The 23211-nt window shown below is 56.1% G+C and carries 23 protein-coding genes and 1 tRNA gene; 12 read left to right on the top strand and 12 right to left on the bottom strand.

Features of this window, described 5'->3' with window-relative positions; translation table 11 throughout:
- The first annotated feature begins 77 nt into the window (after positions 1 to 77).
- Positions 78 to 1055: a hypothetical protein gene (locus tag ACX5K5_RS00230; RefSeq protein WP_459174848.1), complete on the top strand. Its 978-nt coding sequence runs from the start codon at positions 78 to 80 to the stop codon at positions 1053 to 1055.
- Between the two features lie 71 nt (positions 1056 to 1126).
- On the opposite strand, the gene ACX5K5_RS00225 is transcribed toward ACX5K5_RS00230, so the two are convergent.
- The 9 genes from ACX5K5_RS00225 to uriH all read right to left on the bottom strand — a co-directional run bounded on the left by ACX5K5_RS00225 (position 1127) and on the right by uriH (position 8125).
- Positions 1127 to 1843 carry a glycerophosphodiester phosphodiesterase family protein gene (locus tag ACX5K5_RS00225; protein ID WP_096257253.1) on the bottom strand — a complete coding sequence of 239 codons (717 nt, stop codon included), beginning with the start codon at positions 1841 to 1843 and terminating at the stop codon, positions 1127 to 1129.
- Positions 1840 to 2634: an HAD family hydrolase gene (locus ACX5K5_RS00220; protein ID WP_459174847.1), complete on the bottom strand. Its 795-nt coding sequence runs from the start codon at positions 2632 to 2634 to the stop codon at positions 1840 to 1842. Before ACX5K5_RS00220 ends, ACX5K5_RS00225 begins: the two co-directional genes overlap by 4 nt.
- On the bottom strand, positions 2631 to 3533 hold the full coding sequence (locus tag ACX5K5_RS00215) for a carbohydrate kinase family protein (protein WP_459174846.1): 903 nt from the start codon (positions 3531 to 3533) through the stop codon (positions 2631 to 2633). The genes ACX5K5_RS00220 and ACX5K5_RS00215 overlap by 4 nt, the downstream gene beginning before the upstream one ends.
- Positions 3530 to 4207: an alpha/beta hydrolase gene (locus ACX5K5_RS00210; RefSeq protein WP_096257247.1), complete on the bottom strand. Its 678-nt coding sequence runs from the start codon at positions 4205 to 4207 to the stop codon at positions 3530 to 3532. Before ACX5K5_RS00210 ends, ACX5K5_RS00215 begins: the two co-directional genes overlap by 4 nt.
- Positions 4208 to 4209: 2 nt before the next feature.
- Positions 4210 to 4998, bottom strand: a complete 789-nt coding sequence (locus ACX5K5_RS00205; protein ID WP_459174845.1) for an enoyl-CoA hydratase/isomerase family protein — start codon at positions 4996 to 4998, stop codon at positions 4210 to 4212.
- Between the two features lie 42 nt (positions 4999 to 5040).
- The gene (locus ACX5K5_RS00200) at positions 5041 to 5760 is read right to left on the bottom strand and encodes a LysR family transcriptional regulator substrate-binding protein (protein ID WP_346059989.1); all 720 of its coding nucleotides are present in this window, start codon (positions 5758 to 5760) and stop codon (positions 5041 to 5043) included.
- Between the two features lie 102 nt (positions 5761 to 5862).
- Positions 5863 to 6297 carry a universal stress protein gene (locus ACX5K5_RS00195; RefSeq protein ID WP_096257241.1) on the bottom strand — a complete coding sequence of 145 codons (435 nt, stop codon included), beginning with the start codon at positions 6295 to 6297 and terminating at the stop codon, positions 5863 to 5865.
- A 77-nt stretch (positions 6298 to 6374) separates the two neighbouring features.
- Positions 6375 to 7073: a dienelactone hydrolase family protein gene (locus ACX5K5_RS00190; RefSeq protein ID WP_096257239.1), complete on the bottom strand. Its 699-nt coding sequence runs from the start codon at positions 7071 to 7073 to the stop codon at positions 6375 to 6377.
- 92 nt (positions 7074 to 7165) lie between these two features.
- Positions 7166 to 8125: a uridine-preferring nucleoside hydrolase UriH gene (gene uriH, locus ACX5K5_RS00185; RefSeq protein WP_096257237.1), complete on the bottom strand. Its 960-nt coding sequence runs from the start codon at positions 8123 to 8125 to the stop codon at positions 7166 to 7168.
- Between the two features lie 138 nt (positions 8126 to 8263).
- Here uriH and ACX5K5_RS00180 point away from each other — a divergent pair, with 138 nt between their 5' ends.
- Positions 8264 to 9307 carry a LacI family DNA-binding transcriptional regulator gene (locus ACX5K5_RS00180; RefSeq protein WP_240520567.1) on the top strand — a complete coding sequence of 348 codons (1044 nt, stop codon included), beginning with the start codon at positions 8264 to 8266 and terminating at the stop codon, positions 9305 to 9307.
- On the opposite strand, the gene ACX5K5_RS00175 is transcribed toward ACX5K5_RS00180, so the two are convergent.
- Positions 9308 to 9823, bottom strand: coding sequence for a YdeI/OmpD-associated family protein (locus tag ACX5K5_RS00175; protein WP_459174844.1), 516 nt, complete (start codon positions 9821 to 9823; stop codon positions 9308 to 9310).
- 206 nt (positions 9824 to 10029) lie between these two features.
- Here ACX5K5_RS00175 and ACX5K5_RS00170 point away from each other — a divergent pair, with 206 nt between their 5' ends.
- From ACX5K5_RS00170 to ACX5K5_RS00160, 3 genes are read left to right on the top strand one after another with little or no spacing between them, the layout of a single operon-like run.
- The gene (locus tag ACX5K5_RS00170) at positions 10030 to 11097 is read left to right on the top strand and encodes an LLM class flavin-dependent oxidoreductase (RefSeq protein WP_229676987.1); all 1068 of its coding nucleotides are present in this window, start codon (positions 10030 to 10032) and stop codon (positions 11095 to 11097) included.
- Positions 11094 to 11774 carry an NADPH-dependent F420 reductase gene (locus ACX5K5_RS00165; RefSeq protein ID WP_441664084.1) on the top strand — a complete coding sequence of 227 codons (681 nt, stop codon included), beginning with the start codon at positions 11094 to 11096 and terminating at the stop codon, positions 11772 to 11774. The genes ACX5K5_RS00170 and ACX5K5_RS00165 overlap by 4 nt, the downstream gene beginning before the upstream one ends.
- 2 nt (positions 11775 to 11776) lie before the next feature.
- Positions 11777 to 12841 (top strand): flavin-containing monooxygenase, encoded by a 1065-nt coding sequence (locus ACX5K5_RS00160; protein WP_442346959.1) that lies wholly within the window; start codon positions 11777 to 11779, stop codon positions 12839 to 12841.
- 81 nt (positions 12842 to 12922) lie between these two features.
- On the opposite strand, the gene ACX5K5_RS00155 is transcribed toward ACX5K5_RS00160, so the two are convergent.
- Positions 12923 to 13006, bottom strand: a tRNA-Leu gene (locus ACX5K5_RS00155).
- A gap of 269 nt (positions 13007 to 13275) precedes the next feature.
- On the opposite strand from ACX5K5_RS00155, the gene ACX5K5_RS00150 reads away from it, so the two are divergent.
- From ACX5K5_RS00150 to pknB, 7 genes are read left to right on the top strand one after another with little or no spacing between them, the layout of a single operon-like run.
- Positions 13276 to 14100 carry an FHA domain-containing protein gene (locus ACX5K5_RS00150; protein ID WP_459174843.1) on the top strand — a complete coding sequence of 275 codons (825 nt, stop codon included), beginning with the start codon at positions 13276 to 13278 and terminating at the stop codon, positions 14098 to 14100.
- Complete coding sequence (locus ACX5K5_RS00145; protein WP_096257225.1) at positions 14097 to 14576, top strand: FHA domain-containing protein FhaB/FipA; 480 nt, start codon at positions 14097 to 14099, stop codon at positions 14574 to 14576. Before ACX5K5_RS00150 ends, ACX5K5_RS00145 begins: the two co-directional genes overlap by 4 nt.
- 3 nt (positions 14577 to 14579) lie before the next feature.
- Positions 14580 to 15977 (top strand): PP2C family protein-serine/threonine phosphatase, encoded by a 1398-nt coding sequence (locus ACX5K5_RS00140; protein WP_096257223.1) that lies wholly within the window; start codon positions 14580 to 14582, stop codon positions 15975 to 15977.
- Entirely contained in the window at positions 15974 to 17362 is a 1389-nt protein-coding gene (locus ACX5K5_RS00135; RefSeq protein ID WP_096257221.1) for an FtsW/RodA/SpoVE family cell cycle protein, read from the top strand. The genes ACX5K5_RS00140 and ACX5K5_RS00135 overlap by 4 nt, the downstream gene beginning before the upstream one ends.
- Positions 17359 to 18807, top strand: a complete 1449-nt coding sequence (locus ACX5K5_RS00130) for a penicillin-binding transpeptidase domain-containing protein (RefSeq protein WP_443447647.1) — start codon at positions 17359 to 17361, stop codon at positions 18805 to 18807. The genes ACX5K5_RS00135 and ACX5K5_RS00130 overlap by 4 nt, the downstream gene beginning before the upstream one ends.
- The gene (locus ACX5K5_RS00125) at positions 18804 to 20600 is read left to right on the top strand and encodes a protein kinase domain-containing protein (RefSeq protein WP_346059997.1); all 1797 of its coding nucleotides are present in this window, start codon (positions 18804 to 18806) and stop codon (positions 20598 to 20600) included. Before ACX5K5_RS00130 ends, ACX5K5_RS00125 begins: the two co-directional genes overlap by 4 nt.
- Positions 20597 to 22519: a Stk1 family PASTA domain-containing Ser/Thr kinase gene (pknB, locus tag ACX5K5_RS00120; RefSeq protein WP_459174842.1), complete on the top strand. Its 1923-nt coding sequence runs from the start codon at positions 20597 to 20599 to the stop codon at positions 22517 to 22519. The genes ACX5K5_RS00125 and pknB overlap by 4 nt, the downstream gene beginning before the upstream one ends.
- Here the strand turns inward: pknB and ACX5K5_RS00115 are convergent, their stop codons facing one another.
- Positions 22520 to 23164: an anthranilate synthase component II gene (locus tag ACX5K5_RS00115; protein WP_096257215.1), complete on the bottom strand. Its 645-nt coding sequence runs from the start codon at positions 23162 to 23164 to the stop codon at positions 22520 to 22522.
- Positions 23165 to 23211: the final 47 nt, after the last annotated feature.

Genomic DNA, 23211 nt, shown 5'->3' with positions numbered 1-23211 from the left:
GAAAGAGGGCAATGAATGGCCGTAGTCCCCACCGTAGCAAGTGATTCCACTTGCTACGACATACTACGATTAGGAATGTGGCTCAGTGGATAGATGTATGGAATAGCGAGCAATGGCGTGAAGATGCCGCCGGCTGGATCGATGAGGCCTGTGCGGCTTACGGCATCGAGCGTGTTGCAGGACCGGATTTTTGGCCGGCTTCTCTGCATCAGATCTCGGCGTTGGTAGGAACCGACGCGGCAGATCTGGTGTTTAGCGCGAACGCGCCCGGGTTGACGGCCGAGGCCGCCATCACGATTACCGCCGGTGAATTGATTCCGGACCGTGTGGTCATGCCGTTGGCGATCGACCGCGTGGCCGGGTATATGCTCTCCCCCGATTTTGGTCATACCTTGGCCGATTTGAAGGACAGCGTCGAAAACTGGCAACTGGCGCTGGCTTCGCTCGGTTCCTTCCAGGTTGCACTGATGGGCAACGAAGAGGCCTTCTTCGACGTGGGCATGCCGGTGGTAGATCCGCAGTTCTTGGCAGAACAATTTGAGCAGGCGTTGAGCATGCATGTCTCGCTCGATGCCCAGCATCCATTACATCTGGATCCGCAGCAAGCCGACGAGCTACACCGCCATGTCTCCACACTCTCTGATGCCTGTGCGGCCTTGCATCGTGGCCCGGTCCCGTTGAGCTTGGAACACGGGGCCTTCGACTTAGCCCAGGCAGTGGTTCCCGCCGAGCAAGATCAGCAAGCCCGGATCATCAATTTTGCAGCTGCGCACTGGGCTCACCCATTCTCATCGTTGGCCGCCCCGCTGGCTGCAATGACTCAGGCTTGGAATTGCCGAACCGATGACGAACGAGTCATGCGAGTTTTAGGTGCCTACCTAGCAGAGTTTGCTGCCTACGGTAACGCCGATGAGCTTTACGATCTGATTGCGCCGGCTTGTCTGGTTGCGCCGCTATCCCAGCATGAAACCTGGCTACGGTTGCTCCTTGACGCAAGCGAGGCACAGCTCCAAGAACACGCACCGCTGGTCTTAGATACATTGTCGGTACGTTAACAAGCATTAAACAGCCTGGCGCGGAATTAAATATTCCGCGCCAGACTTATATGCAGATCAGGTTGCAATTTCTAACCTAAGACCTGCAACAGGAGTTCGGCGTCATCGCTCATAATGGCGTCAACTTTTTTCTCGATCAGCGCGCGCATGGTCGGCTCATCGTCGATAACCCAGACATGGACCTGCAAGCCAGCGCGCTGTACGGCCTTGATAAATCTGAGTGTAACCACGGGTAAAACACCGTACTTCAACGGCACTTGCACCGCCCAAAACCCTTGAGCCAGACTGTGTGGAATCCGCGCAAAAAGAGTCGCACATAGCCAAATAAGCGCCATCTGTCGCATGCCCGGGGAGCGCCGGACCGGGGCAGAAATTAGGTGCTGCACCGCGGCACTGCGCGAGCTATCAAAAGAGGCCAGCGCGATCTGCTGGTGACATCCAAGTTCCTCGATGAGCTTGGCCAGCGGGGCAATGACCCGCTCATCTTTGACATCGATATTAAGCACAGCGTTCGGGAAGCTGCGCAGTAATTCGCGGAGCGTGCACAGCGGTTGGCCTCCGGCTCGCACCGTGGCCAGTTCTTCATCGGTACGCTCATGCAATGGCCCCTGAGCATCGGTGACCCGATCTAGCGTTTCGTCGTGGAAGGCATAGACGGTTCCATCCTTGGAGGCGCGCACATCCGTCTCCAGATGAGTGATTCCCAGATCCCAGGCCCGCTGAAAGGCTATGAGCGTATTCTCTTCATCGCCGAATCGAATGCCGCGATGTGTGAATGCATAGGTCATTTCAGCAGCTTCTCAATCACCTGTGCAACACCGTCTGCCTCAATGGTGTCCGCGGTGTGTTGCGCGGTGGCTAGGGCTAAGGGATGGCCTGAGGCCATCGCATAACCATGGCCGGCGTATTCGAGCATCTCCAAGTCGTTGGGCATGTCACCGAAGGCCATCACCTCATCGGCGCTGATCCCCAATTCACGGCAGTACACATCTAAGGTGGTGGCCTTGTGGATGTCTACATGCGCCATCTCCAGTAACGAGACCCCGAAGGCCGAGTGGGTGACCGAGAGTAGTTGAGTTAATTCGGGAGCCACAGCAGCGTAGAAATCATCAATAGGCAGAGATTTGGACCTGGCCAAAAACTTGACGATACCTTCTTGATCGATGGCTTCCGAGTTCAGATCCAAGACCGATTGGCTTCCCAACGTACGATTTTGTTCGGCAAAGTTCGCCCCAAGGTGTAATCCACGCGTGGTTTCGGCGGCAAAAGCCGCGTTCGGTTCATGTTCCAAGATAATCTGCTCCGCCTGTTTGGCGGTAGCCGCGGTGAGGGTCCGCGACCAGATGACCCGGTCTTGTTCTAAATCGTAGAGCACGGCGCCGTTAGAGCAGATCACCGTGCCCATACCTCCAAAGGCTTCGACAATGGGCGTGAGCCAGCGAAACGGCCTACCGGTCACAAAAACGATGTGAATACCGGCATCTCGAGCGTCTAGAAACGCACGACGGGTACGTTCACTGATATTACCCTCACGGTCCACGATGGTGCCATCTAGATCAGAGGCGATCAGCTTAATCATGAAAGTTCCCCGCGGTGCGGCGGGTTCGCCCCGGCACGGCCTACCGTTACCGACGCCGCATGAGCGGCAAAAATCAGTGCCTGTTCCAACTGGTTAGCTTCTAGTCGAGAAAGTTTTTCACGGTTTGCGGCGCCGATCATTCCATGTTCGGCAAGCCAGCATAAGAGAGCAGCGGTAAACGTATCTCCGGCGCCGACGGTATCGGTCACCTCGACCGAGGGGGCGCTGTATTCGGCTTCACCGGCACGTACCACGCCCCAGGATCCACGTGATCCGGCGGTCGCCACAACGATTGCTGGGCCCATCGCCAACCAGGCACGAGCCGACTCATGCACCGAACGCATCGGATAGAGCCATTTCAGGTCAATTCCGGAGACACGCACCACGTCTGCTTGGCCGACAAAACGTTCAACTTCTGCGACGGTTTGCCCATGGTTTGTCACCAGCGAGGGACGCAGATTTGGATCGTAGCTGATGGTGGCATGAGAGCGAGCTGCGGCCAGCAACGGGAGCAGTTCGGCCGGGCTGAAGAGTGTAGCTATGGAGCCGGTGTGGACCAGTTCGGCGTCTTGGGCGAGTTCCGGGCCCACCGTTGGCATTTGCCAGAAGGCGTTAAATGCGAAGGTCGCGCCGCCGGCTGGATCCAAAATTCCATGGGCAATCACCGTCGGCTCATCATCGGCACCGCCAAGGTATTTGACGTTATTTGCTGACAGGAAACGCTCAATGGTCGCACCCTTATCATCATGTCCCCAACGGGTGATGAGCGTACCGGGGTACCCGAGGCGGGCCAACGCGACGGCAACGTTGAGCGGGCTTCCGCCCACAAATTCTTGCGCCGGGGCGATTCCTGAGGCCAATACGTCGACTAGTGCCTCGCCAATGACCGTCGGGTTCATCGTGCTCCTTTGTAATGCAGCGGGTACAGCTGTTTAACACATGCCTCCCACTGGTGGCTTGACGGATCGATCCAGCTGAAATGGTCGCCGTCAAAAATCCGCAGGGTGTGTTGTTGACCCAGCGCCGCGGCATGGTCTGCCGCACGCCGTGCAATTTTCACCGGGACATCCGCATCGGCCCGTCCATGAAAGATTACGACACGTGCTGGCATCGGCCATAATTCCACGGGGTTCACCGAGGATAAATCCGCGTCGCCGAGCATTTCATCTACCGCATCATTGCTCAACCGCAAGGTTTTAGCCAGCTGCAAATCCAATAGTCCCGCCTGCGAAATGACCTGCGTGACGCGCTCTTCATGCGCGGCAAGCAACGAGGCCAGATGCCCGCCGGCGGAATGCCCAATGAGCGTAATCGGGCCTTCTTCTTTGATCAGCGCCAGCGCGAGCCGGGCATCTGCCAGCATCTGTGCTGCGCTGCCCGGCCCACGCCGGTATTCAAGGTTATAGGTGGGGATACCTCGAGCGGCCAGGTCCATGGCCAGTGCTTCACCGAGCTGCGCGGTATATTTTTCGCGCCAATATCCACCATGAATGATCATCACCGCACCAAGCGCGGTAACCTGTTCAGGCGCATAAAAGCGTAACCACTGATCCTGATGCGCCCCGTAATGCATGGTTAGTTTCCGGGAAAATCTGCGGCGCGCTTTTCGACAAAGGCGGCGCGGCCTTCCACGGAGTCAGCGGTGTTAAACGCTTCGGTAAAGCTCTGCGCTTCGATCTTTAGGCCGTCGTGAACGTTCAGTGCATCCATGGTGATCATCGCACGCTTTGCGTTGGCTACGGCCATCGGGGAAACCTTGGTCAGCTCATCGATGGTTGCCACCGCCTGAGCAAGCAGTTCTTCAGGAGCCGCCACACGATTAACCAGACCAATGCGTAGCGCCTCGGCGGCCTTGATTCGGCGTCCGGTGAAGATCAACTCACGCGCCATCGCGTTACCGACTCGGCGCGGTAGCCGAACCGAACCGCCAAAGCCTGGCACCAGACCCAAGGTTACTTCGGGCTGGCCGAAGCTGGCGCGCTCCGAGGCGTAAATGAAGTCACAGGCTAAGGCGAGTTCACAGCCACCACCGAGGGCAAAACCGTTCACGGCGGCGATCACTGGAATCTGCAAAGATTCTAGACGTTCGGTGAGCACGTGCATCCGGCGTCCGTAGGCCAAAGCCGCATCGGCGTCCATGGAGTTCATCTGGACAATATTTGCGCCCGCGATAAATGCTTTCTCTCCGGCACCGGTGAACACCACACCGCGGTGCTTAAACTCGCTGGCTTCAAGGTAGTCCACCGCGCGTTCGAGGTCCGCGACAACCTCCAAGGCCAGCGCGTTCATTGAGGCGGGCTGATTGACGGTCAGGATGAGGGCTGCGCCCTGTGTGGTCATGGTGAGGGTATCAAATTGCTCCATGCTGATCACTCTCTCATGTCGCACGCTTACCTGACTAGGAAATTACCGGCGTTTGCCGGTTTTTGCTCCGCCCGAGCGAGCCTTGGCCTTGGCTTTCTTTTCCTGTTTGGCGCGCAATTTCGCTTTATCCTTCGCCGCAGCCCGCAATTTGTCGTTGCGTTCTTTGGCTACCTGTTGGGTGTTACGCACCGACGCTTGGCGCGAAGAATTTGCCCCGCGTCCGCGCACAATTCCAATAAATTCATCAACCAGCTCGGAATCTTCAAGTCCGGTTGGCCACGCGATGCCGACATGTGTGGTGTTTCCACCATCAATTTCCCGGTACACCACGTCCTTGCGCTGATAGAGCCGGGCGATGCTCTGTGGAACACGCAATACCTGCGCCCCGGAGGCGACAACTTCCATCGCAGTGGGCACCCCGCCGACTTCCTCGGGGTATTCGTTTAAGTTAAGTTGCGGAAATTTAGCGGCGTCCGCTTCGGGGATCTTCTCTTCGTAGTACTCAACATCGTGGTCCTTGGCGGCGCAGACGACCTCGAGCTCATCGTAAAGCGGAATCAAGTGACGGGTGTCGTCCTTGGGTGAGGATCCCGCATAGCGCACAAACACAGCGTCAGCCTGGTCGCTGGCCAGCAGTTCAAGGATGTCTTCACCGTCGTAGCGGGTCGCCGCCAGCGTTACCTGCGGGTAGCGTTCGGTGAACCGATCCATCCACTTACCCGGAGTGACGCCTGCTACGTAGGAAATTCGAAGTGTGTGCACGGTTAAATCCTACTGGTCTTTGAGGCGTGAACGATCCGATTAACGCGGTACGGCGGGCTCGGATTACTCCGTGCCCGCCGCAGCTAAAGATTAAACTACTTGCTACTTGCCGTCAGTCTTGACTACAAGCACATCGCATGGAGCCGAGTGGGCTACCGAGGAAGCAACCGAGCCGAGCACGCGGCCCAGACCCTTCATGCCTACGTTGCCCACGACGATCATCGAGGCACCGCGCTCGGTGGCGTCGGAGATCAACACGTCACCTGGCTTGCCGTGACCGGCAGCGGCGCTGATCTTCACGCCTGGTACGGCGTTGCGCACGTCGTTGGCCACACGCTGAGCCAGCTTGCGGGCCTGCTCTGCGTCGTCCAAGATCCAGGTGTCGCTACCAATGGAAACTACTTCGGTGTTGTCCGAAGCGTGTGCGGTGAGCACCACCAATTCGGCGTCGATCTTCACTGCGAGCTCGGCTGCACGGCGGGCCGCACGCTGTGCGGTTTCGGAACCGTCAACACCAACGAGGATGATTTCTGACATTATTTCTCCTTGAATAGGGATTGCTTCGTAAGTATTTCGAGACAGACACCAACTGTGATGCCTACCACTTTATGCGCTTAGCTGGCTTTTTGTCGCAAAAAGTCCACGGCGCGCTGCCAGGCAAGGGCGGCAAGCTGTGCGTCGTAGTTTCCCGCAGGATTCTCATCGTTGTGGAAAGCATGCTTGCCGTCGTAGTAAAAGTACTGAACTTCGGCTCCGGATTCTAAGCGAATCTGTTCTTCTTGAGCCTTGGCATCCGCGACGGGGTACAAGTCGTCAAAGTTCGCGTAGTGACCTTGAACCGCGGCGCGCACGCCACTGAAATCATTGGGCACACCCTGCCCGACACCGTAAAACGGAACCGCGGCACTAATTTTTTCACCCTGCTGGGCTGCCAACTGCAGGACAAAACCGCCACCCATGCAGAAACCAATAGTTCCCAGCTTGGTGCTGGTGACAGACTCGCTCGCCAATAGGTAGTCGACTGCTCCGGAGAGCAGTTCGGCACCCCGCTCTTCGGGCAGCTGTGACATCATCTGGCCGGCTTCTTCACCGTCATGGGTGATCGCACCGCCATAAAGGTCTGGAGCCAAGGCGACAAAACCTTGGGCGGCGAGGCGGTCTGCGATATCGCGGATATGGTCGGTCAGTCCCCACCATTCCTGGATGACGATCACGCCGGGGCCTTTACCGGATTCGGGAAGCGCAAGATATCCGTGCGCCTGCGTTCCGGACGATTCAAAAGTTACGTTCTGGTGCGGGGTTTTGACTGCCACTTCGCCTCCTGAGCTGTATTTATCTCCAGTCTATGCATGCCGTAGGTGCTTTGGCATTGACTGCCATCACAATTTAAGACATTTTGCCTAGACTACGCTGTTAGATCGACCTCACCGATGCGTTCGAGTGAATCAACCACCAGATCCCAGAAGCGTTCATGGTCCAGATCAACCGCCACCGAGGTATGGCAATCTTCGGCGGCCGGGGCACGCAAATCGGCTACGGTCATGCCTAGGGTGAGCTCCCCACGTAGTTCAACACTGACCGGGGCGCGCAGCGTGCGCACCACTGTTGGGTCAATGACATAGGCGACGGCACAAGGGTCATGTACCGGAGGAGCATCAAAGCCCTGATGATCCAAGTAGGCCTGCGCAAAGAAGTCCATCAATTCGCGAACGAATTTTGCCGGCCCCGTGCCGACCTTTTCGATGCGCTGCACCACTTCCTTGGTGGCAAGGGCCTGGTGGGTGAGGTCCAGTCCGACCATGACCACCGGCCACTTTTCGTTAAAGACGATGTGGGCGGCTTCCGGGTCGATTTTGATGTTAAATTCGGCTACCGCGCTCCAGTTACCGGTATGGTAACCGCCGCCCATCAACACCACTTCGCGTACGCGCTCAACAATTCGCGGTTCGCGGCGAACCGCCAGCGCGATATTTGTCAGCGCTCCGGTGGGAACCAAGGTGATCTCCCCCGGCTCATGAGACATGATCAATTCGATAATCAGATCTACCGCGTGACGCTCGTCAAGCACTATGCGTGAGGCCGGTTGCGCCGGACCATCCATGCCGGATTCACCGTGGACCTCCGGAGCGTTTTCTATCTCGCGAACCAACGGGCGGGCACACCCAGCAGCAAAAGGTACACCGGTAATTCCGGCAATAGTGCCCACCACTAGCGCGTTATCGGTGACTTTCTCCAGAGTTTGATTACCTACGACGGTAGTTACCGCGAGCAATTCGATCTGCGGGTTTCCGTGCGCCAATAAAATAGCGACCGCGTCGTCGTGCCCCGGATCGCAGTCAAGGATGATCTTGCGTGGTGTGCTCATGTACGCCCCTGGTCCGTCCGATAACAAAATATCGGGAGTTAGTTGGTTATTGAGCCTAATTCTTCCCGCTCAAACCCAAGCAGTCAAGCGCTTAACTAAACGGCTTGCGCACACCCGCTCGCACACTAGGATGGAGCCATGAACAATGCTGATTCGCCGAACGAACCGCGCCCTGCGCGCAAGGTCACCGCCGCTATGGTCGCAACCCACGCGGGAGTTTCCACGGCGACAGTTTCTCTCGTGGCCAATGGCAAGTCCGCCGGCCGAGTCTCCAAGCGCAATGAGGAACGTGTTCGCGAAGCAATACGCGAGCTTGGATACTACGTAGATAGCATCGGTAGTTCTCTGGCCCGTGGGGTCAGTTCGCTGGTCATCTTGGTTGCCCCGGATATTTCAAACCCGTTCTTTGCAAAGCTCATTGCGGGTGTGCGCGGAGTTCTTGGCGAGGATTACCAGCTATTACTTTCGGTCACCGACGCCGGCTTATCCCCCAGCGCTACCGAAATCAGACGGTTACTCGGGTTACGGCCCGCTGGCCTACTGGTCCATGCGCCCACGCCGTTGTTCTTATCCGAACTTTCCAGTCCGTTGCCGTTGATTGCACTGGACGCACCAGACGCACCAGAAAATATCCCGTCGGTTAACTTTGATGTACTCCAAGGTGCCCACGATGTGGCGGCGCACCTCGCCGCACAAGGGCATCGCAAAGTTGGTTATTTAGACGCAACTACCGGTACCGCCACTCTTCGCATGAGACGTGAAGCCTTCTTAAGCGCCGCCACACAGCTCGGAATGCAAGTTCCCGCAGTAGCTGTCAGCTCTTCAACCATTGAAATGGGAGATGCTGCGGCAACGTTCGCGGCCCACTGGGATGTCTGGAAAGAATCCGGGATCACCGCATTGGCCTGCGCCACCGACACCCATGCGTATGGTGTCCTTCAAGCTGCCAGCACCACAGGTGTTCGGGTTCCGCAGGATTTAGCGGTGACTGGATTTGATGACTTGCCGTTTTCTACCGCCTCGCACCCGTCATTGACCAGTGTTCGTCTCGACGCACATAGTGTCGGGGTTCAGGCCGCCCAGGCACTGCGCCAATTAATCGATGGCACGCCCTTGAAGGAGTCGAAACTTCAGCTCTCCAGCCAACTCATGGTGCGCGCATCCAGCGGCGGAACCCAGTAGCTACTGGATAAGCTTTCCACCTTTGGCAACCTCTGGATCCGTGCACGAGGACAGGTCAAAACAACACGGTCGGCGCTTTCCGTCACGAAGCTTGGAAATGCTCACCTGAACTCGACGCTCCCGGGTCGTTGGGCTTTGCGTAGATTTTACCCAGCGCGCCCACTCCCACCTAGCCATGGGCGTCAGCCCGAGCCAAGTTTCATGCAGATCATCGGCTTCCGCCAAGGCCCCGGCAAAGTCTTGCGGAAGTTTAACTTCCGGCCAAAACTCGGCGATAGTGACCGAAAGGCTCACCTTTTGCCCGGGGTGAAGATCAAGTACTTCGCCCGGGATCCAATGCCCCCTTCGGCCATCGGGCTCTACGACGACCGTCTCTGGGGAGTTGATTAATTGGACGGCAACTTGTCCGCGGCTAGGCAGGCTCTTGCTCGATTCCTCGTCCAAGCGCAGGATCAGCCTGTCGCCGATCTGGTCAACTATTCCGGTGAGCTCCACGATCTTCGGACCCTTTGACATGTCATCCCACTTTCTTTTGTCCTTGATTCTATGTCCTGCTTGGACGCTCGGTTGGCTCGGGTTTAGAACGGGACCAAATTTTCACTTTTTTTTGCAGTGAGACGCACCGCTGAGCAACCTACGAACTTTTATTTATTGACATGTCAACCATAAAAGCATATGATTGACGTGTCAATTAAAAATGAAGACTGGTAAGGGGTTCGAACATGGATGGCATCGAAAACATCGAATTTGGTATCGACACCTTCGGCGATGTGCCGCGTGGCAAGGACGGTCAGCTCGTGTCCTACGCTCAGGCAATTCGCGCCACCTTAGAGGAGGCAGTCCTCGCAGACCAGGTGGGCATAGATGTCATTGCGGTAGGTGAACACCACCGGCCAGAGTTCGCAATTACCACCCCGGAAACAGTTCTTGCAGGGATTGCAACAGCAACCAGCAATATTCACCTTGCCTCCGGCGTGACCGTCCTATCCTCAGACGATCCGGTACGCGTTTTCCAGCGCTTCGCCACAGTTGATGCGCTGTCCGGCGGCCGAGCCGAAGTGATTCTAGGTCGCGGCTCATTTACCGAATCCTTCCCGCTCTTCGGCTATGACATGGCCGATTATGACCTACTCTTCGACGAGAAGATCGACCTTTTCCACAAGCTACTCGATGAGAAGCCCGTCACCTGGCAGGGCACTACGCGCGCCTCCCTAAACGAGGCAGATGTCTTCCCGAAGACCGAGTCGGGGCGTCTGAAAACATGGGTCGGTGTCGGCGGCTCCCCACAATCTGTCATTCGAACCGCAAACTACGGTTTCCGAATGATGCTCGCCGTCATCGGCGGCGCCCCGGACCGCTTCGCTCCTTACATTGATCTCTACCACCGTGCGAACGCGCAACTAGGCCAGAGCTCGCACCCGGTCGGCCTGCACTCTCCTGGATTTATTGCGGACACCGACGAGCAGGCCAAGGAAATCATCTTCGAAGACTATAAGAAGATGCGTGATCAGATCGGCGCCGAACGTGGTTGGTCGCCGATGCGCCGCGAGGAATTTGAAGCCGAAGCCGCCCACGGTTCGCTTTACATTGGCTCGCCCGAAACCGTGGCGCGCAAAATTGCCAAGACTATCGGCACACTGGATATCGGACGTTTTGATCTGATCTACAGCGGTGGAGCGGTGCCCGCCAGCGATCGCTTGCGCGCCGTGGAACTCTACGGCACCAAGGTGATTCCGTTAGTCCGCGAAATGCTCGCCGAACAACCAGCAAGTCAGAAGGTCACACGATGAACAACTCGAGCACCACGCTTGGAATCCTCGGCGCAGGAAAGGTCGGCACAGCCCTGGCCCGGCTCGCGTTAGCCGCCGGCTATCGCGTACTCATCGCAGGCTCCGGGGATCCAGCGAAGATCGCGTTGACCGTCGAAATACTGACCCCCGGAGCGCAACCGATGTCCTCGGCCGATGCCGCGAGTAAAGCAGATATTGTCATTCTGGCGCTTCCCCTTGGTAAGTACCACACGCTGCCCGTTGCTCAGCTGGCTGACAAACTAGTTATCGACACGATGAACTACTGGTGGGAAACCGATGGCATCCGCGAGGACCTGCGTGACCCACTAACCTCCACCAGCGAAATTGTGCAAGAATTCTTGCCACGCTCCCGTGTAGTCAAGGCGCTCAATCACATGGGATACCACGACCTTGAAGAAGAGTCGAAGTCCGCTGGCAGCAGCGATCGCAAGGCTATTGCCATCGCCGGAGAGCATCAGCTTCCAAAGGTGGCCTCCTTGATCGACGCCCTTGGTTTCGACCCATTACTCATTGGCTCGCTAGCAAATGGTGCACGCCTACAGCCAGGAAACCCCGCCTTCGGAGCTAACCTTCCAAAGGCACAACTGGCGCAAAAGATCGAAGAAGCCAGCGTGAATTGGGATGGAATCCGAGAGCCGGTAAAGGAAACAAGCTAACCGTGGAAATTTTGGACAGCATTGTCATCGGTGCCGGACAGGCCGGATTATCGGCTTCCTATCACCTGAAACGCTTAGGCCTGCGACACGTTGTGCTCGATGCAAACACAGCACCCGGTGGAGCTTGGCAACACCGGTGGGACGCATTGACCATGCGAGACGTTCACGGCGTCGCCGAGCTACCAGACGCCATGCCACCAAAACTCGACCTTCGCCGGGCCAATGTGGCGGTTCCCGAATCCTTTGCAGACTACGAAAAAGAACATGAACTACCAATTATTCGGCCGGTGAACGTAACTAGCGTTACCGATGACGCCGGCACATTACTCGTTCACGCTGCACAGAACATCTGGCGCGCTCACACCCTAATTAACGCGACAGGAACCTGGACACGCCCATTCCTTCCGCACTACCCCGGGGTGGAAACATTTATCGGAGAGCAATTCCACACGGTGGCATACCCCGGTCCCGAATACTTTCGAAACAAACGAGTCCTAGTCGTGGGCGGCGGCGCGTCGGCCGTGCAATTTCTTGGTGCGCTACGTCCAATTACCGACACGTTATGGGTAACACGCACCGACCCAAATTGGCGGGAAGATACATTCGATTCCGACGAAGCACGGATTGCCGCAGTAGCTTTGGTTGAGCAACGCGTTGCTCAAGGATTGCCGCCACAAAGCGTGGTTAGCGTGACCGGACTTGCGCTACGCGCCCAAGAACAGGAAGCCAAAGACTTAGGCGCTTATGAACGCCACCCAATGTTCACTACGGTGGAAGCCGACGGAGTACGCTGGGCCGATGGTCGATTTGAACGAATTGACGCGATCCTCTGGGCCACGGGATTCAGGCCAGCCATAGCTCACCTCGCCCCACTGAAACTGCGCAGTGACCACGGTGGCATTCAGCTAGACCGTGCGGGAAAAGGTACCGGATCAGTCAAGGATCCACGGGTGCAGCTGGTGGGCTACGGACCTTCGGCAAGCACCATTGGCGCAAATCGAGCCGGACGATCCGCCGCACGCGGCGTCAAGCGGAATCTAGATAACTTTTCTCAACTCGGGGCGTGACCCAAAATATTGACGCGGTGAATAGTTAAAAACAAATGTCTCGGAACATCGATCAAACGATGTTCCGAGACATTTCTCATGTGCGCGAGGGGGGACTTGAACCCCCACGCCCTTGCGAGCACTGGCACCTGAAGCCAGCGCGTCTACCAATTCCGCCACTCGCGCATGATTCCCGCTCTCGCGGCAACAAGAAATAGCTTACACGTTGTTTTTATTGTTCACCTAATCGAATCAACCGCATGTGCCCAGCACCACATGAAACCTTTTGACCAGTTGGGACGTTGAATCAGTTGCCTGCCTTTCCTTCAAGGATATTTCCGGGAATTGCACAGCTGAAAACAGTAAGATCGAGAATGACGTTCTGTGTCGCAAGGACATTGAACTGAAATTCCGGGCCAAAAAACGCCATGGACTACAGGAAAGGAGCACACGTAATGAGCTTTCTCGATAATGTCGAACGAGGCTTAGAGAAGGTCGTCACCAGCTTCTTTCGTGGTAACAGCACCGCAGACATTAAGCCTGTCGAACTAACTACCGCGCTTCGCAATGAAATGGATCGTGGAATTCTCGCGATCAGTGAAGGTCGCAGCCTTGCTCCGAACGACTTCGTCGTGTCGTTGAGTACTAAAGATTTTGACACTGCCAAAGCGTGGGGATCCCCGGTAGTCAACGAGATGGCTAAGGTCACCGCGGAACACGCGGTCACCCAGGGATACTCGGTTCAGGGAAAGATCATGATTCATTTTGTGAATTCTCAAGAACTCAAGGCCGGCGAAGTGGAAGTTGCAGGATCCGTGAAGGATTCAAGCGCAAACCCGGTCGCTTCCGCTCCCGTTAAACCCCAGACGCCTAAGGCAGAACCAACGCCCGTTGCCGCGACGCCAACGCCGCAAACCACCGCACAACCTCGACCTACCGCAAAGCCAGCAGCCCCGGCCGCCGCGCCGCTTCCGAAACAAGCGGTAGTTGAAGTCAACGGGCAGCGTTTCGCCCTCAATCACCACTCGATCGTGCTTGGTCGTTCGGCCAGCACCGATATTCCGGTGGACGACACTGGAGTTTCCCGTCAGCATATTCGAGTAGAGCAGAAGTCTCCGGGCTCTTATGTAGTCACCGATCTCGGCTCAACCAACGGTACCTACGTCGATGGTAAGAAGATTTCCGCGCAGACGCGTATATTGGACCGTTCAATCATTACTATTGGACAGACCAAGATAGTTTTTCGCCTAATTACGCCTAGCAACGGAGGCCGTGCATGAATGATCTCGTACTCAGCCTGTTCCGCCTTGGCTTCCTCGTCCTGATTTGGTTACTCGTTTTGAGCATTGTTGGCGCCATGCGCCGCGACCTAGCAATTGGTGCTCGAGCTCGTACCGGCGCACCCAGCGCCAGGGCTTTGAAGAAGAATCCAGAACTTGCCGAACCTGAGGTCAGCACACGCAAGGCAGCTAGCACCTTACACATTGTTGAGGGCCCGCTAGCCGGACGCAGCATCCCTTTGCAGGGAGAACCTATTATGTTCGGCCGCGCGCAAGACGCCACCGTGGTTCTCGAAGACGATTATGCTTCAGGCCGTCACGCGCGCCTTTTCCCTCAGGGGTCACGGTGGTTTATCGAGGATCTGGGCTCTACCAACGGCACCTTTGTGGGAGATAGTCAGCTCACTCGTGCACAGCCAGTTGAACCGGGACAGCGAATCCGCATCGGGAAGACTGTTCTGGAATTGAAGGCCTAGCCAATGGCTTTAAAGTTTAAATTTGCGGCCATGTCCGATGTCGGACGCATACGCAAAAAGAACGACGACTCTGCCTATGCCGGCGAATACCTCGCGGTTCTGGCCGACGGCATGGGAGGTCACGTCGGTGGCGATGTGGCATCGGCTTCCACGGTGCTAGATCTGGTGCATCTGGACCGCCGCTACACGGTAGATCCACAAAATGCCCTGACCGATGAAATTCAGGCAGCAAATTTGGTGCTCAACGAACTTGTCGGTGCAAATCCGAAACTTTCAGGCATGGGCACCACCGTCACCTCGGTGCTTCTCTCCGGTGAGACCTTACATCTGGCGCATATTGGCGACTCACGCGCCTACCGCCTGAAGAATAATGAATTTGAACAGATCAGCCGCGACCACACCTTTGTTCAACGACTCGTTGAAGAGGGTCGAATCCAGCCGCACGAGGCAGAAACTCACCCACATAAAAACGTACTACTGCGTGTGCTGGGCGATTCTGACGCATCCCCCGAAGTAGATGTATTACAGCTCGAAGCGCAACCCGGAGAACGCTGGCTCTTATGCTCAGACGGTTTGACCGATGCGGTGGCAGTGCCCATCATCGAACAAATTGTGCGTGGCACTGCAGATATGAATGCGGCGGTCAACGACCTCGTAGCAACTACTCTACGTAACGGAGCGCCGGATAACGTTACCGTCGTGCTCTTTGACGTCATCGAAGTAGATGACACCGAAGATGCGGGTCCGGCCAGCTTCGAACCGGCGCCAGATACTGGTCAGCTGACCATCGCCGCCGAAGGCGATGTTGAGGCAAGCGCATCCGTGTTGCGCCACGAGATTTCGCAACGTCCACACCTTTTGGTCGGTGCCGCACAACTGGCGACGCAGACCGGCCAGATTCCTGTGGTCACCCAGCACACCGGTGAACGTCGAGCCGCCGCGTTACTTACGCACCGTTCGCCAGCTGCCGGTGAAGTTCTTGACCCATTGGATTCACGTCCCGTGCAGCATCGCTGGTTTATGCCACTGCTGTTGACCATGGCCACCTTGCTAATCATCGGACTGGGCGTCTGGGGTTACCTCTGGACACAAACCCAGTTCTATGTGGGAGCCGTTGGAGACAAGGTCGCCATCTATCGCGGTGTGCCACAAGAGCTCGGACCGATTTCGTTGTCTGAGGTCGACACCGTCAGCAGTATTCCACTTGAAGCCCTGCCCGAATATTCACGGCAGCGCGTGGAATCTGCAATTTTGGCCGACAGCCAGGAACACGCGGCCATGATGATTCAAGAACTTCTTGTCACGGCAAAACAGAATTGTCCTGTTCAGGCGCCGGGTACTAACGGCGGTAATCAGAATTCCCCACTTCCGCCAGCCTATTGTCAGGAGATCATGCGATGAGCGAACTGCACACCGCGCCGGTTCCACGACGCAATTTGGAGCTGGTTCTACTATTACTGGCGCTGAGTGTTGGTGCCGCAGCCTTCTTCCTCGTTGGAAGTAGCTCGGACGCGAACGACAACACCGACTTCTTCGTGCAAACCGGAATTCTGGCTGGGCTAGCCCTCCTTATGCACATCATGTTACGCATTTTCGCTAAATATGCTGATCCGGTAATACTTCCGATTACGGTAGCTTTGAACTCCCTTGGCTTAGCGATGATTCACCGGATTGACTTGGCAAAAACCACGGATCAATCCATGCGTCAACTTCTATGGACCACCATCGCTGTAATCATTGCAGCCGTCGTTCTCTGGGCGATCCGCGATCACCGCATGTTGCGCCGATTCACCTACATCGCATTGCTGGCATCAATAATCTTGCTGCTTTTGCCGATGATTCCCGGATTTGGCGTGACCATCAACGGTGCTCGCATTTGGGTCCGGCTAGGCCCGTTCTCTATGCAGCCCGGCGAGCTGGCCAAAATCACCTTGTCGATCTTCTTTGCTGGCTATCTTTCGTCCAACCGTGACCTCATCTTGATGGCTGGCCGCAAGCTTGGCCCACTGCAATTGCCACGACTGCGCGATATGGCACCAATGGTGGTGGCCTGGGTATTGTCCATTGGTGTACTCGTGGTGCAGCGAGATCTTGGTTCTTCGATTCTGTTCTTCGGCCTGTTTATCGTGATGATCTATGTGGCTACGGCCCGAATCTCCTGGGTGCTCATTGGTCTGCTGATGGTTGCGGCCGGAGGCGTCTTTGCCGCGATGACGATGAGTCACGTAACCCGCCGAATCGACGTTTGGCTCAATGCTTTCTCCCCGGAAATTTATCAGGCCCGCGGCGGCAGCATGCAGATCGTCGAAGGCCTGTTTGGCATGGCCGACGGTGGACTATTTGGTACCGGTCTGGGTGAAGGTTCTCCCTACCGTGTTCCGCTTGCAAACTCGGACATGATCATCGCTTCCTTTGGTGAAGAGATCGGTCTGATAGGGCTTTCGGCGATCGTGCTGCTCTATATGTTGCTGATCAGTCGAGGACTACGCGCGGCCTTGGGATCACGAGATACCTTCGGCAAGCTCCTCGCTGCTGGGTTGTCTTTCACCCTCGGATTGCAGTGCATCGTCATTATTGGTGGCGTATCGCGACTGATTCCATTGACCGGTTTGGCAACTCCTTTCATGGCGGCCGGTGGTTCATCGTTGCTCGCGAACTGGATCATCGTCGCCTTGCTCTTAATGATTTCGCATAATTCACGTCGTCCAATGCTCGGCGGCGTGGGACCCACCGACGAGGTTGCAACTCCGGGAGCTATAACTACAAAGGCGGTGAAGAACGTATGAATCAAGCCATTAAGCGCGTCTGGGTCGCTTTGACCATGATGTTCGTTGTCTGCCTTGCAGGCTTAAGCTACATCCAGTTCTTCAGTGCCGAAAAGCTTGCCGATAATTCGCTGAATAAGCGTCAGCTTTACCGCGAATTTGATCTACCGCGCGGGGCCATCTTGGTAGACGGTAAACCTATTGCCGAATCGGTACCCACCGATGACGGTCAATTCACGTACCAGCGCAAGTACAACAATCCCGAGGAATACGCTCACCTCACCGGTTATTACTCACTGGCTAATGGCAGCACCCATCTGGAATCAGATCTGAATTCTTGGCTGACCGGCAGCAGCTCCGATCTGGTCTTTGATCGCCTCACCGCGATGTTTACCGGCAAGAAGGCCGAAGGTGCTTCGGTCGAGCTCACCATTGATGGCGATCTGCAGAAGAAGGCCTACGAAATGATCCCGGATGGATTGCGGGCCACCATCGTGGTGACGGATCCAAAAACCGGTGACATTCTAGCTATGGCTTCAAAGCCGAGCTTTGACCCCAATGAGCTTGCAGTCCACTCGACGGTTAAAGCTGCCGAAAACATGAAGAAGCTGAACAACGTCAAGGGTTTGAGCCCTTACATTAATCCTGCGATCGGAAACCTCGTAGCGCCAGGCTCCTCATTCAAGATTTTGAGTACCGTGGCGGCGCTGGAATCCGGTGAATATGATTTGAATACGGTAATCGATAACCCGACCCGCATCACCTTGCCGGGTACGAATACCAAACTCGGAAACTTTGAAGCCGGCATCTGTGCCCGCCAACCGCAGGCAAAGCTCGAATTCATCTTTACCCAGAGCTGCAATACGCCATTCGTGAATATCAGCGAGAAGCTCGGCGCAAAACCATATGAGGATGTCACCGAACGCTTCGGATTTGGACAACAGCTAAACATTCCGCAGTCCGTAACTGCCAGTGTTTTCCCGACTGGCATGACTGCCTCACAGTTAGCCATGTCCACCATCGGACAGTTCGATACAAAAACGACTTCTTTGCAAATGAATATGGTCGCCATGGCTATCGCTAACGACGGGGTAATCATGCAACCAAATATGATTGATAAGGTCATCGCCCCGGATCTCCGAGTAATTGAAGATCCAAAGCCCAAGGCTTTCTCTACGGCTACTACCAAGGAAGTCGCCAACACGGTGGCCGAATTGATGAAGGGCCCCGTGCAGTCGGGCACGGCAATGAATGCCGCGGTGCCAGGTGTTGACCTACGGGTCAAGACCGGTACTGCACAAATTGGTACCACGGGGATGGTCAATTCCTGGATCACCGGCTTCGCGCCGGGTGATGATCCACAGGTCGCGATCACCGTGAACATTGAACAAGTAGATTACGATACTGGCCACAACACGGCCGGGTCACTGATGAAGAAGATGACAGAGGCGGTGTTCAACAAGTGAGGCCAGTAACCGGCACCACCTTGGGCGGTCGATACAAGCTGACTGACCGCATCGCGATCGGTGGCATGGGCGAGGTCTGGAAGGCCCGAGATCAGGTTCTTGGACGCTTAGTTGCGATCAAGATCCTCAAAGAGGAATACACGGACAACGAGAGTTTCCTGACTCGTTTCCGCGTTGAGGCGCGCCACACGGCGTTGCTAAATCACTCGGGTATCGCGGGCGTTTTCGACTACGGCGAGGAGCAGGGCTCCGCGTATCTGGTCATGGAACTCGTTCCTGGCCCACCGCTGTCGACCATTATCGAACGCGAGCGAAAGCTCGACGTAGATCGCACGCTGTCACTGATTGCACAGACCGCTCGTGCATTAGCCGCAGCGCATGAACATGGCCTCGTACACCGCGATGTGAAGCCCGGCAATATTCTGGTGATGCCTACCGGTGTTGTGAAGATTACCGACTTTGGCATTGCGCGCTTGGCCGATCAGGTTCCACTGACGGCCACCGGTCAGGTGATGGGCACCGCCCAGTACCTAGCTCCGGAGCAGGCCACCGGTCAGATCGCCACGGGCAGCTCGGATATCTATGCACTGGGCGTCATCGGTTACGAATGTCTTGCCGGACGTCGGCCATTCACCGGTGAATCACAGATCGCTATCGCGTTGGCGCAGGTCAACGACGCTCCCCCACCACTTCCCGATTCGCTGCCCGCACCCGTTCGTCAGCTGATCATTTCGATGCTCGCCAAGAACCCGGCAGACCGTCCAGCTAACGCGAATGCTTTGGCAGACGCCGCAGAGGCGCTACGCAAGGGTGACACGAACACCGCGACCATCGCCGTACCCGGCATGCTCATCACCGGTGTGCACGATGACGCTACTCAGGCACTTAATCTCGATGAAGACGCCACCCGAGCCGTCACCTCGGTCGAAGCTGCTCCGCCGATGACTAACGCCATGCCTACGGTCTCGGCGCCAGCCGCTGTAGGTGCTTCCGCAGCGAGCTACGATGACGAAGGCTTTGACGAGCATCAGGCGGACAATCAGGAAGGCTATGAGGACGAGAAACGAAACCCTTGGATCATTCCACTGGTAGTCGTCATCGTCTTGGCAGCATTGATTGCCTTGGGTGCTTGGCTCATTCCAAAATTGGGTTCCTCGAACACCGAACCAACTAGCCCTCCGGTCAGCACCAGTGCGTCGGTGGAAAGTTCTGAACCTAGTGCTGAAACTACCGAACCGAGCGACGAAACCAGCACACCAAGCGAAGAGACCACTGCCCCAACAAAAACGGTCGAGTCCGTCACCGTGCCTTCCAACTTAGTGGGCAAGGATATTGATACCGTCATCGCACAATTGCAGTCCTTGGGTCTAGAAGTCAGTGATTCTGCAACGGAAAGCTCGGAAGCTGATCCTGGCGAGGTGCTATCGGTTTCACCTACCGGAAGTGTTGAACCCGGCTCTACGGTCAAGGTGAGCTACGCGAAGGCCCCAGAAACCGTGGACGTTCCTGCGGTCACCGGCATGAGCTACGAAGCAGCCCAAAAGCTGTTGCAGGACTCTGGTCTGGCAGTATCCAAGGGTGGAGAAGAACACGATTCTTCCGTAGCAAATACCGTACTGAAGCAAACCCCTGCTGAAGGCACCAAGGTCACTCCTGGATCGCGAATCTCATTGACCATCTCACTTGGCCCGGAGCCAAAAGAAACTCCTACCGAAACCCCAACTCCAACGCCAACTGCTACCCCGACCGAATCGGCAACACCTAAAGAAACCGGCGCAAGCGAAGCACCATGAGTAATTTTGATGCATTGCCGCCCGGTTTGCCTCGGCTGATTGCCGACCGTTACGAAATTCGGTCGCTGATCGGCCGTGGCGGCATGGCCGACGTTTATTTAGCGACAGATCATACTCTTGCCCGTCAGGTAGCGATCAAAGTCCTGCGCCACGACACCGCCGATAATCCGATGGTGACCAACCGATTCCGTCGCGAGGCGAAGTCGGTCGCCGGGCTCAGTCACCCAAATATCGTTGCTGTTTACGACACTGGCGAGCTTCCTGCCACCGAATATAGCAGGAGCACCTCACCTTATATCGTCATGGAATATGTTTCTGGACGCACACTGAGGCAGGTGCTCAAAGATGAGCATGTCGATGAACAATACGCGGTAGAACTGATCCGTGGTGTGTGTGATGCGCTGGATCATTCTCATATGAAGAATGTCGTACACCGCGACATCAAACCGGCCAACATCATGTTGACCGACCAGGGTCATGTAAAACTCATGGATTTCGGTATCGCCCGAGCCATGGATACCTCATCCACCATGACCCAAACGGCGGCGGTTGTCGGCACCGCACAGTATTTTTCTCCTGAACAGGCCCGAGGAGAACTGGTCGATTACCGTTCAGATATCTATTCGGCCGGTTGCCTTTTTTATGAGCTTGTCACTCATCAGCCCCCATTTACCGGTGATTCTCCGGTATCTGTGGCGTACCAGCATGTTGGGGAGAACCCGGTTCCTCCCAGCGAGGTTAACAATTCAATTCCTGAAATCTATGACGCTGTGGTGCTCAAATCCTTAGCTAAGGAACGAGACCAGCGATTCCAATCAGCTGGAGCCTTTGCAACGGCCTTGGAGGATGCTCAAAACGGTATTCCTTACCAAGATGAGGCGGCCACGATGGTGGCTGCTACGGTGCCCTTTTATGAGCATCAGGATGAAACCGCAGCATTTCGGCATCCGCGCACCAGTGAGCATCCGGTGTTCGCTTCCCGTGCCGATGAGCGCGACGAACGTCCTCGGGAACACCGCTCGAACCGTGGCCTTATTTGGCTATTGACGATTATCGCGTTGGTAGCGGTGGGTATCGCCAGCTTCTTAGTGATTAGGTCACTGCAAGCCGAGGCCGAACAGCGGGCACCCGTCGCGGTTCCCGAGGTCAAAAACCTCTCTGAAATGGATGCCACCCGACTACTCAACGATGCGACCTTCAAGGTGGATGTTGAGCGTGAGTTTAGCGCTGATGTTGATGAAAACAAGGCGACGCGTACCGATCCGAACAACGGGACTCAGCTGTCCAAGGACTCAACGGTCAAGCTTTTTATCTCCGAGGGTACCGAAGATCGTGTTATTCCAGAATCTCTAGAAAATCAGTCCGAGGTCGCTGCCCGCGAGGCAATTCGCGCAGCGGGTCTAGAAGTTGGTGACGTCAGCAGGGAGAATCACGCGAGTATTCCTACCGATTGGGTGATCGGCACTAGTCCCGAGCTTGGTTCAAAGGTTAAGGCCGGGTCTACCGTGGATCTTATTCTTTCCACCGGAATGGTCAAGGTGCCTGATATCAGTGGAATGACTCGTGATGAAGCAGAAAAGGCTCTCACCGCAGATGACGTGGGCTTGTTGGCGAAGTTTGTAGAAGTTCCTAACGAGTCTGAACCAGGAACGTTATTCCTGCAAGATCCGGCCGCTGGGGCCGAGGTTGCCCAGGGTGCTTTTGTTACCGTATCCGTATCAGTCGAGCAGCCAGAACCCACTCCAAGCCAGAGCCCAACAGCCCCGGACACCTCGGAGAGCTCTGACGAAACAGATGAGTCAACACCACCGGAGGAAAGTAAATCCTCGGGGACCCAGAAGTCGATGCCTCCACAGTCCACCAACGGCAATGGGAATGGCAACGGCAATGGCAATGGCCGCGGCAATCGCGGCGACTAACTACTCGCCACTAAAAAGTGGGCTCAGAGTCCCAGCCTTTTCGGCTGCCCCCTGTAGTCCAATAGATTCCAGCCAGTTGCCGAGCATCTGATAGCCCTGTTCGGTGAGTACCGATTCCGGGTGATACTGCAAACCCCACAACGGAGCGGTGCGGTGAGCCAATCCCATGATGACTCCCCCAGCGGTCTCCGCGATAATTTCCAATTCCTGCGGGATACTCTCGCGAACCGCAGCGAGCGAATGATACCGAGTGGCGGTAAACGGATTTGCCACGTTCTTGAATACCGGATGTTCTTCGTGACTGACTAACGAGGTTTTGCCGTGCATCAGCTCTTCAGCATGTGTCACGACTCCCCCGAAGGCCTCTGCAAGCGCCTGGTGGCCTAGACACACACCGAGCATCGGTTTGTCGTGCGCTGCACACCACTTGATCAAGTCGACGCTCACGCCTGCTCCTGCGGGATCACCTGGTCCCGGAGAAATTAGAACACCGTCGTACGCCGCTGCAAGCTCTTGTGCCTGCTGAAGACTGATCTGATCGTTACGGTGAACCGTAGTCTGGGCACCGAGCTCTTGGAGGTAACCAACGAGGGTGTAAACGAAGCTATCGTAGTTGTCGATTACGAGGATCTTGATGGTGCTCACGGGTTGCTCTGGCCAATCGTTGAGTCGGTAAATGGGCTGAACTGCGA

Source organism: Glutamicibacter bergerei, from assembly GCF_054495185.1.
The sequence above is the reverse complement of the archived record's forward strand: the minus strand, read 5'-3'. Positions and strand labels throughout refer to the sequence as shown.

Excerpts from the sequence above, each read along its gene's own strand:
- ACX5K5_RS00225 (WP_096257253.1), bottom strand. The coding sequence starts at position 1,843 with ATGACCTATGCATTCACACATCGCGGCATTCGATTCGGCGATGAAGAG.
- ACX5K5_RS00220 (WP_459174847.1), bottom strand. The coding sequence starts at position 2,634 with ATGATTAAGCTGATCGCCTCTGATCTAGATGGCACCATCGTGGACCGT.
- ACX5K5_RS00215 (WP_459174846.1), bottom strand. The coding sequence starts at position 3,533 with ATGAACCCGACGGTCATTGGCGAGGCACTAGTCGACGTATTGGCCTCA.
- ACX5K5_RS00210 (WP_096257247.1), bottom strand. The coding sequence starts at position 4,207 with ATGCATTACGGGGCGCATCAGGATCAGTGGTTACGCTTTTATGCGCCT.
- ACX5K5_RS00205 (WP_459174845.1), bottom strand. The coding sequence starts at position 4,998 with ATGGAGCAATTTGATACCCTCACCATGACCACACAGGGCGCAGCCCTC.
- ACX5K5_RS00195 (WP_096257241.1), bottom strand. The coding sequence starts at position 6,297 with ATGTCAGAAATCATCCTCGTTGGTGTTGACGGTTCCGAAACCGCACAG.
- uriH (WP_096257237.1), bottom strand. The coding sequence starts at position 8,125 with ATGAGCACACCACGCAAGATCATCCTTGACTGCGATCCGGGGCACGAC.
- ACX5K5_RS00180 (WP_240520567.1), top strand. The coding sequence starts at position 8,264 with ATGAACAATGCTGATTCGCCGAACGAACCGCGCCCTGCGCGCAAGGTC.
- ACX5K5_RS00175 (WP_459174844.1), bottom strand. The coding sequence starts at position 9,823 with ATGTCAAAGGGTCCGAAGATCGTGGAGCTCACCGGAATAGTTGACCAG.
- ACX5K5_RS00170 (WP_229676987.1), top strand. The coding sequence starts at position 10,030 with ATGGATGGCATCGAAAACATCGAATTTGGTATCGACACCTTCGGCGAT.
- ACX5K5_RS00165 (WP_441664084.1), top strand. The coding sequence starts at position 11,094 with ATGAACAACTCGAGCACCACGCTTGGAATCCTCGGCGCAGGAAAGGTC.
- ACX5K5_RS00150 (WP_459174843.1), top strand. The coding sequence starts at position 13,276 with ATGAGCTTTCTCGATAATGTCGAACGAGGCTTAGAGAAGGTCGTCACC.
- ACX5K5_RS00145 (WP_096257225.1), top strand. The coding sequence starts at position 14,097 with ATGAATGATCTCGTACTCAGCCTGTTCCGCCTTGGCTTCCTCGTCCTG.
- ACX5K5_RS00140 (WP_096257223.1), top strand. The coding sequence starts at position 14,580 with ATGGCTTTAAAGTTTAAATTTGCGGCCATGTCCGATGTCGGACGCATA.
- ACX5K5_RS00135 (WP_096257221.1), top strand. The coding sequence starts at position 15,974 with ATGAGCGAACTGCACACCGCGCCGGTTCCACGACGCAATTTGGAGCTG.
- ACX5K5_RS00130 (WP_443447647.1), top strand. The coding sequence starts at position 17,359 with ATGAATCAAGCCATTAAGCGCGTCTGGGTCGCTTTGACCATGATGTTC.
- pknB (WP_459174842.1), top strand. The coding sequence starts at position 20,597 with ATGAGTAATTTTGATGCATTGCCGCCCGGTTTGCCTCGGCTGATTGCC.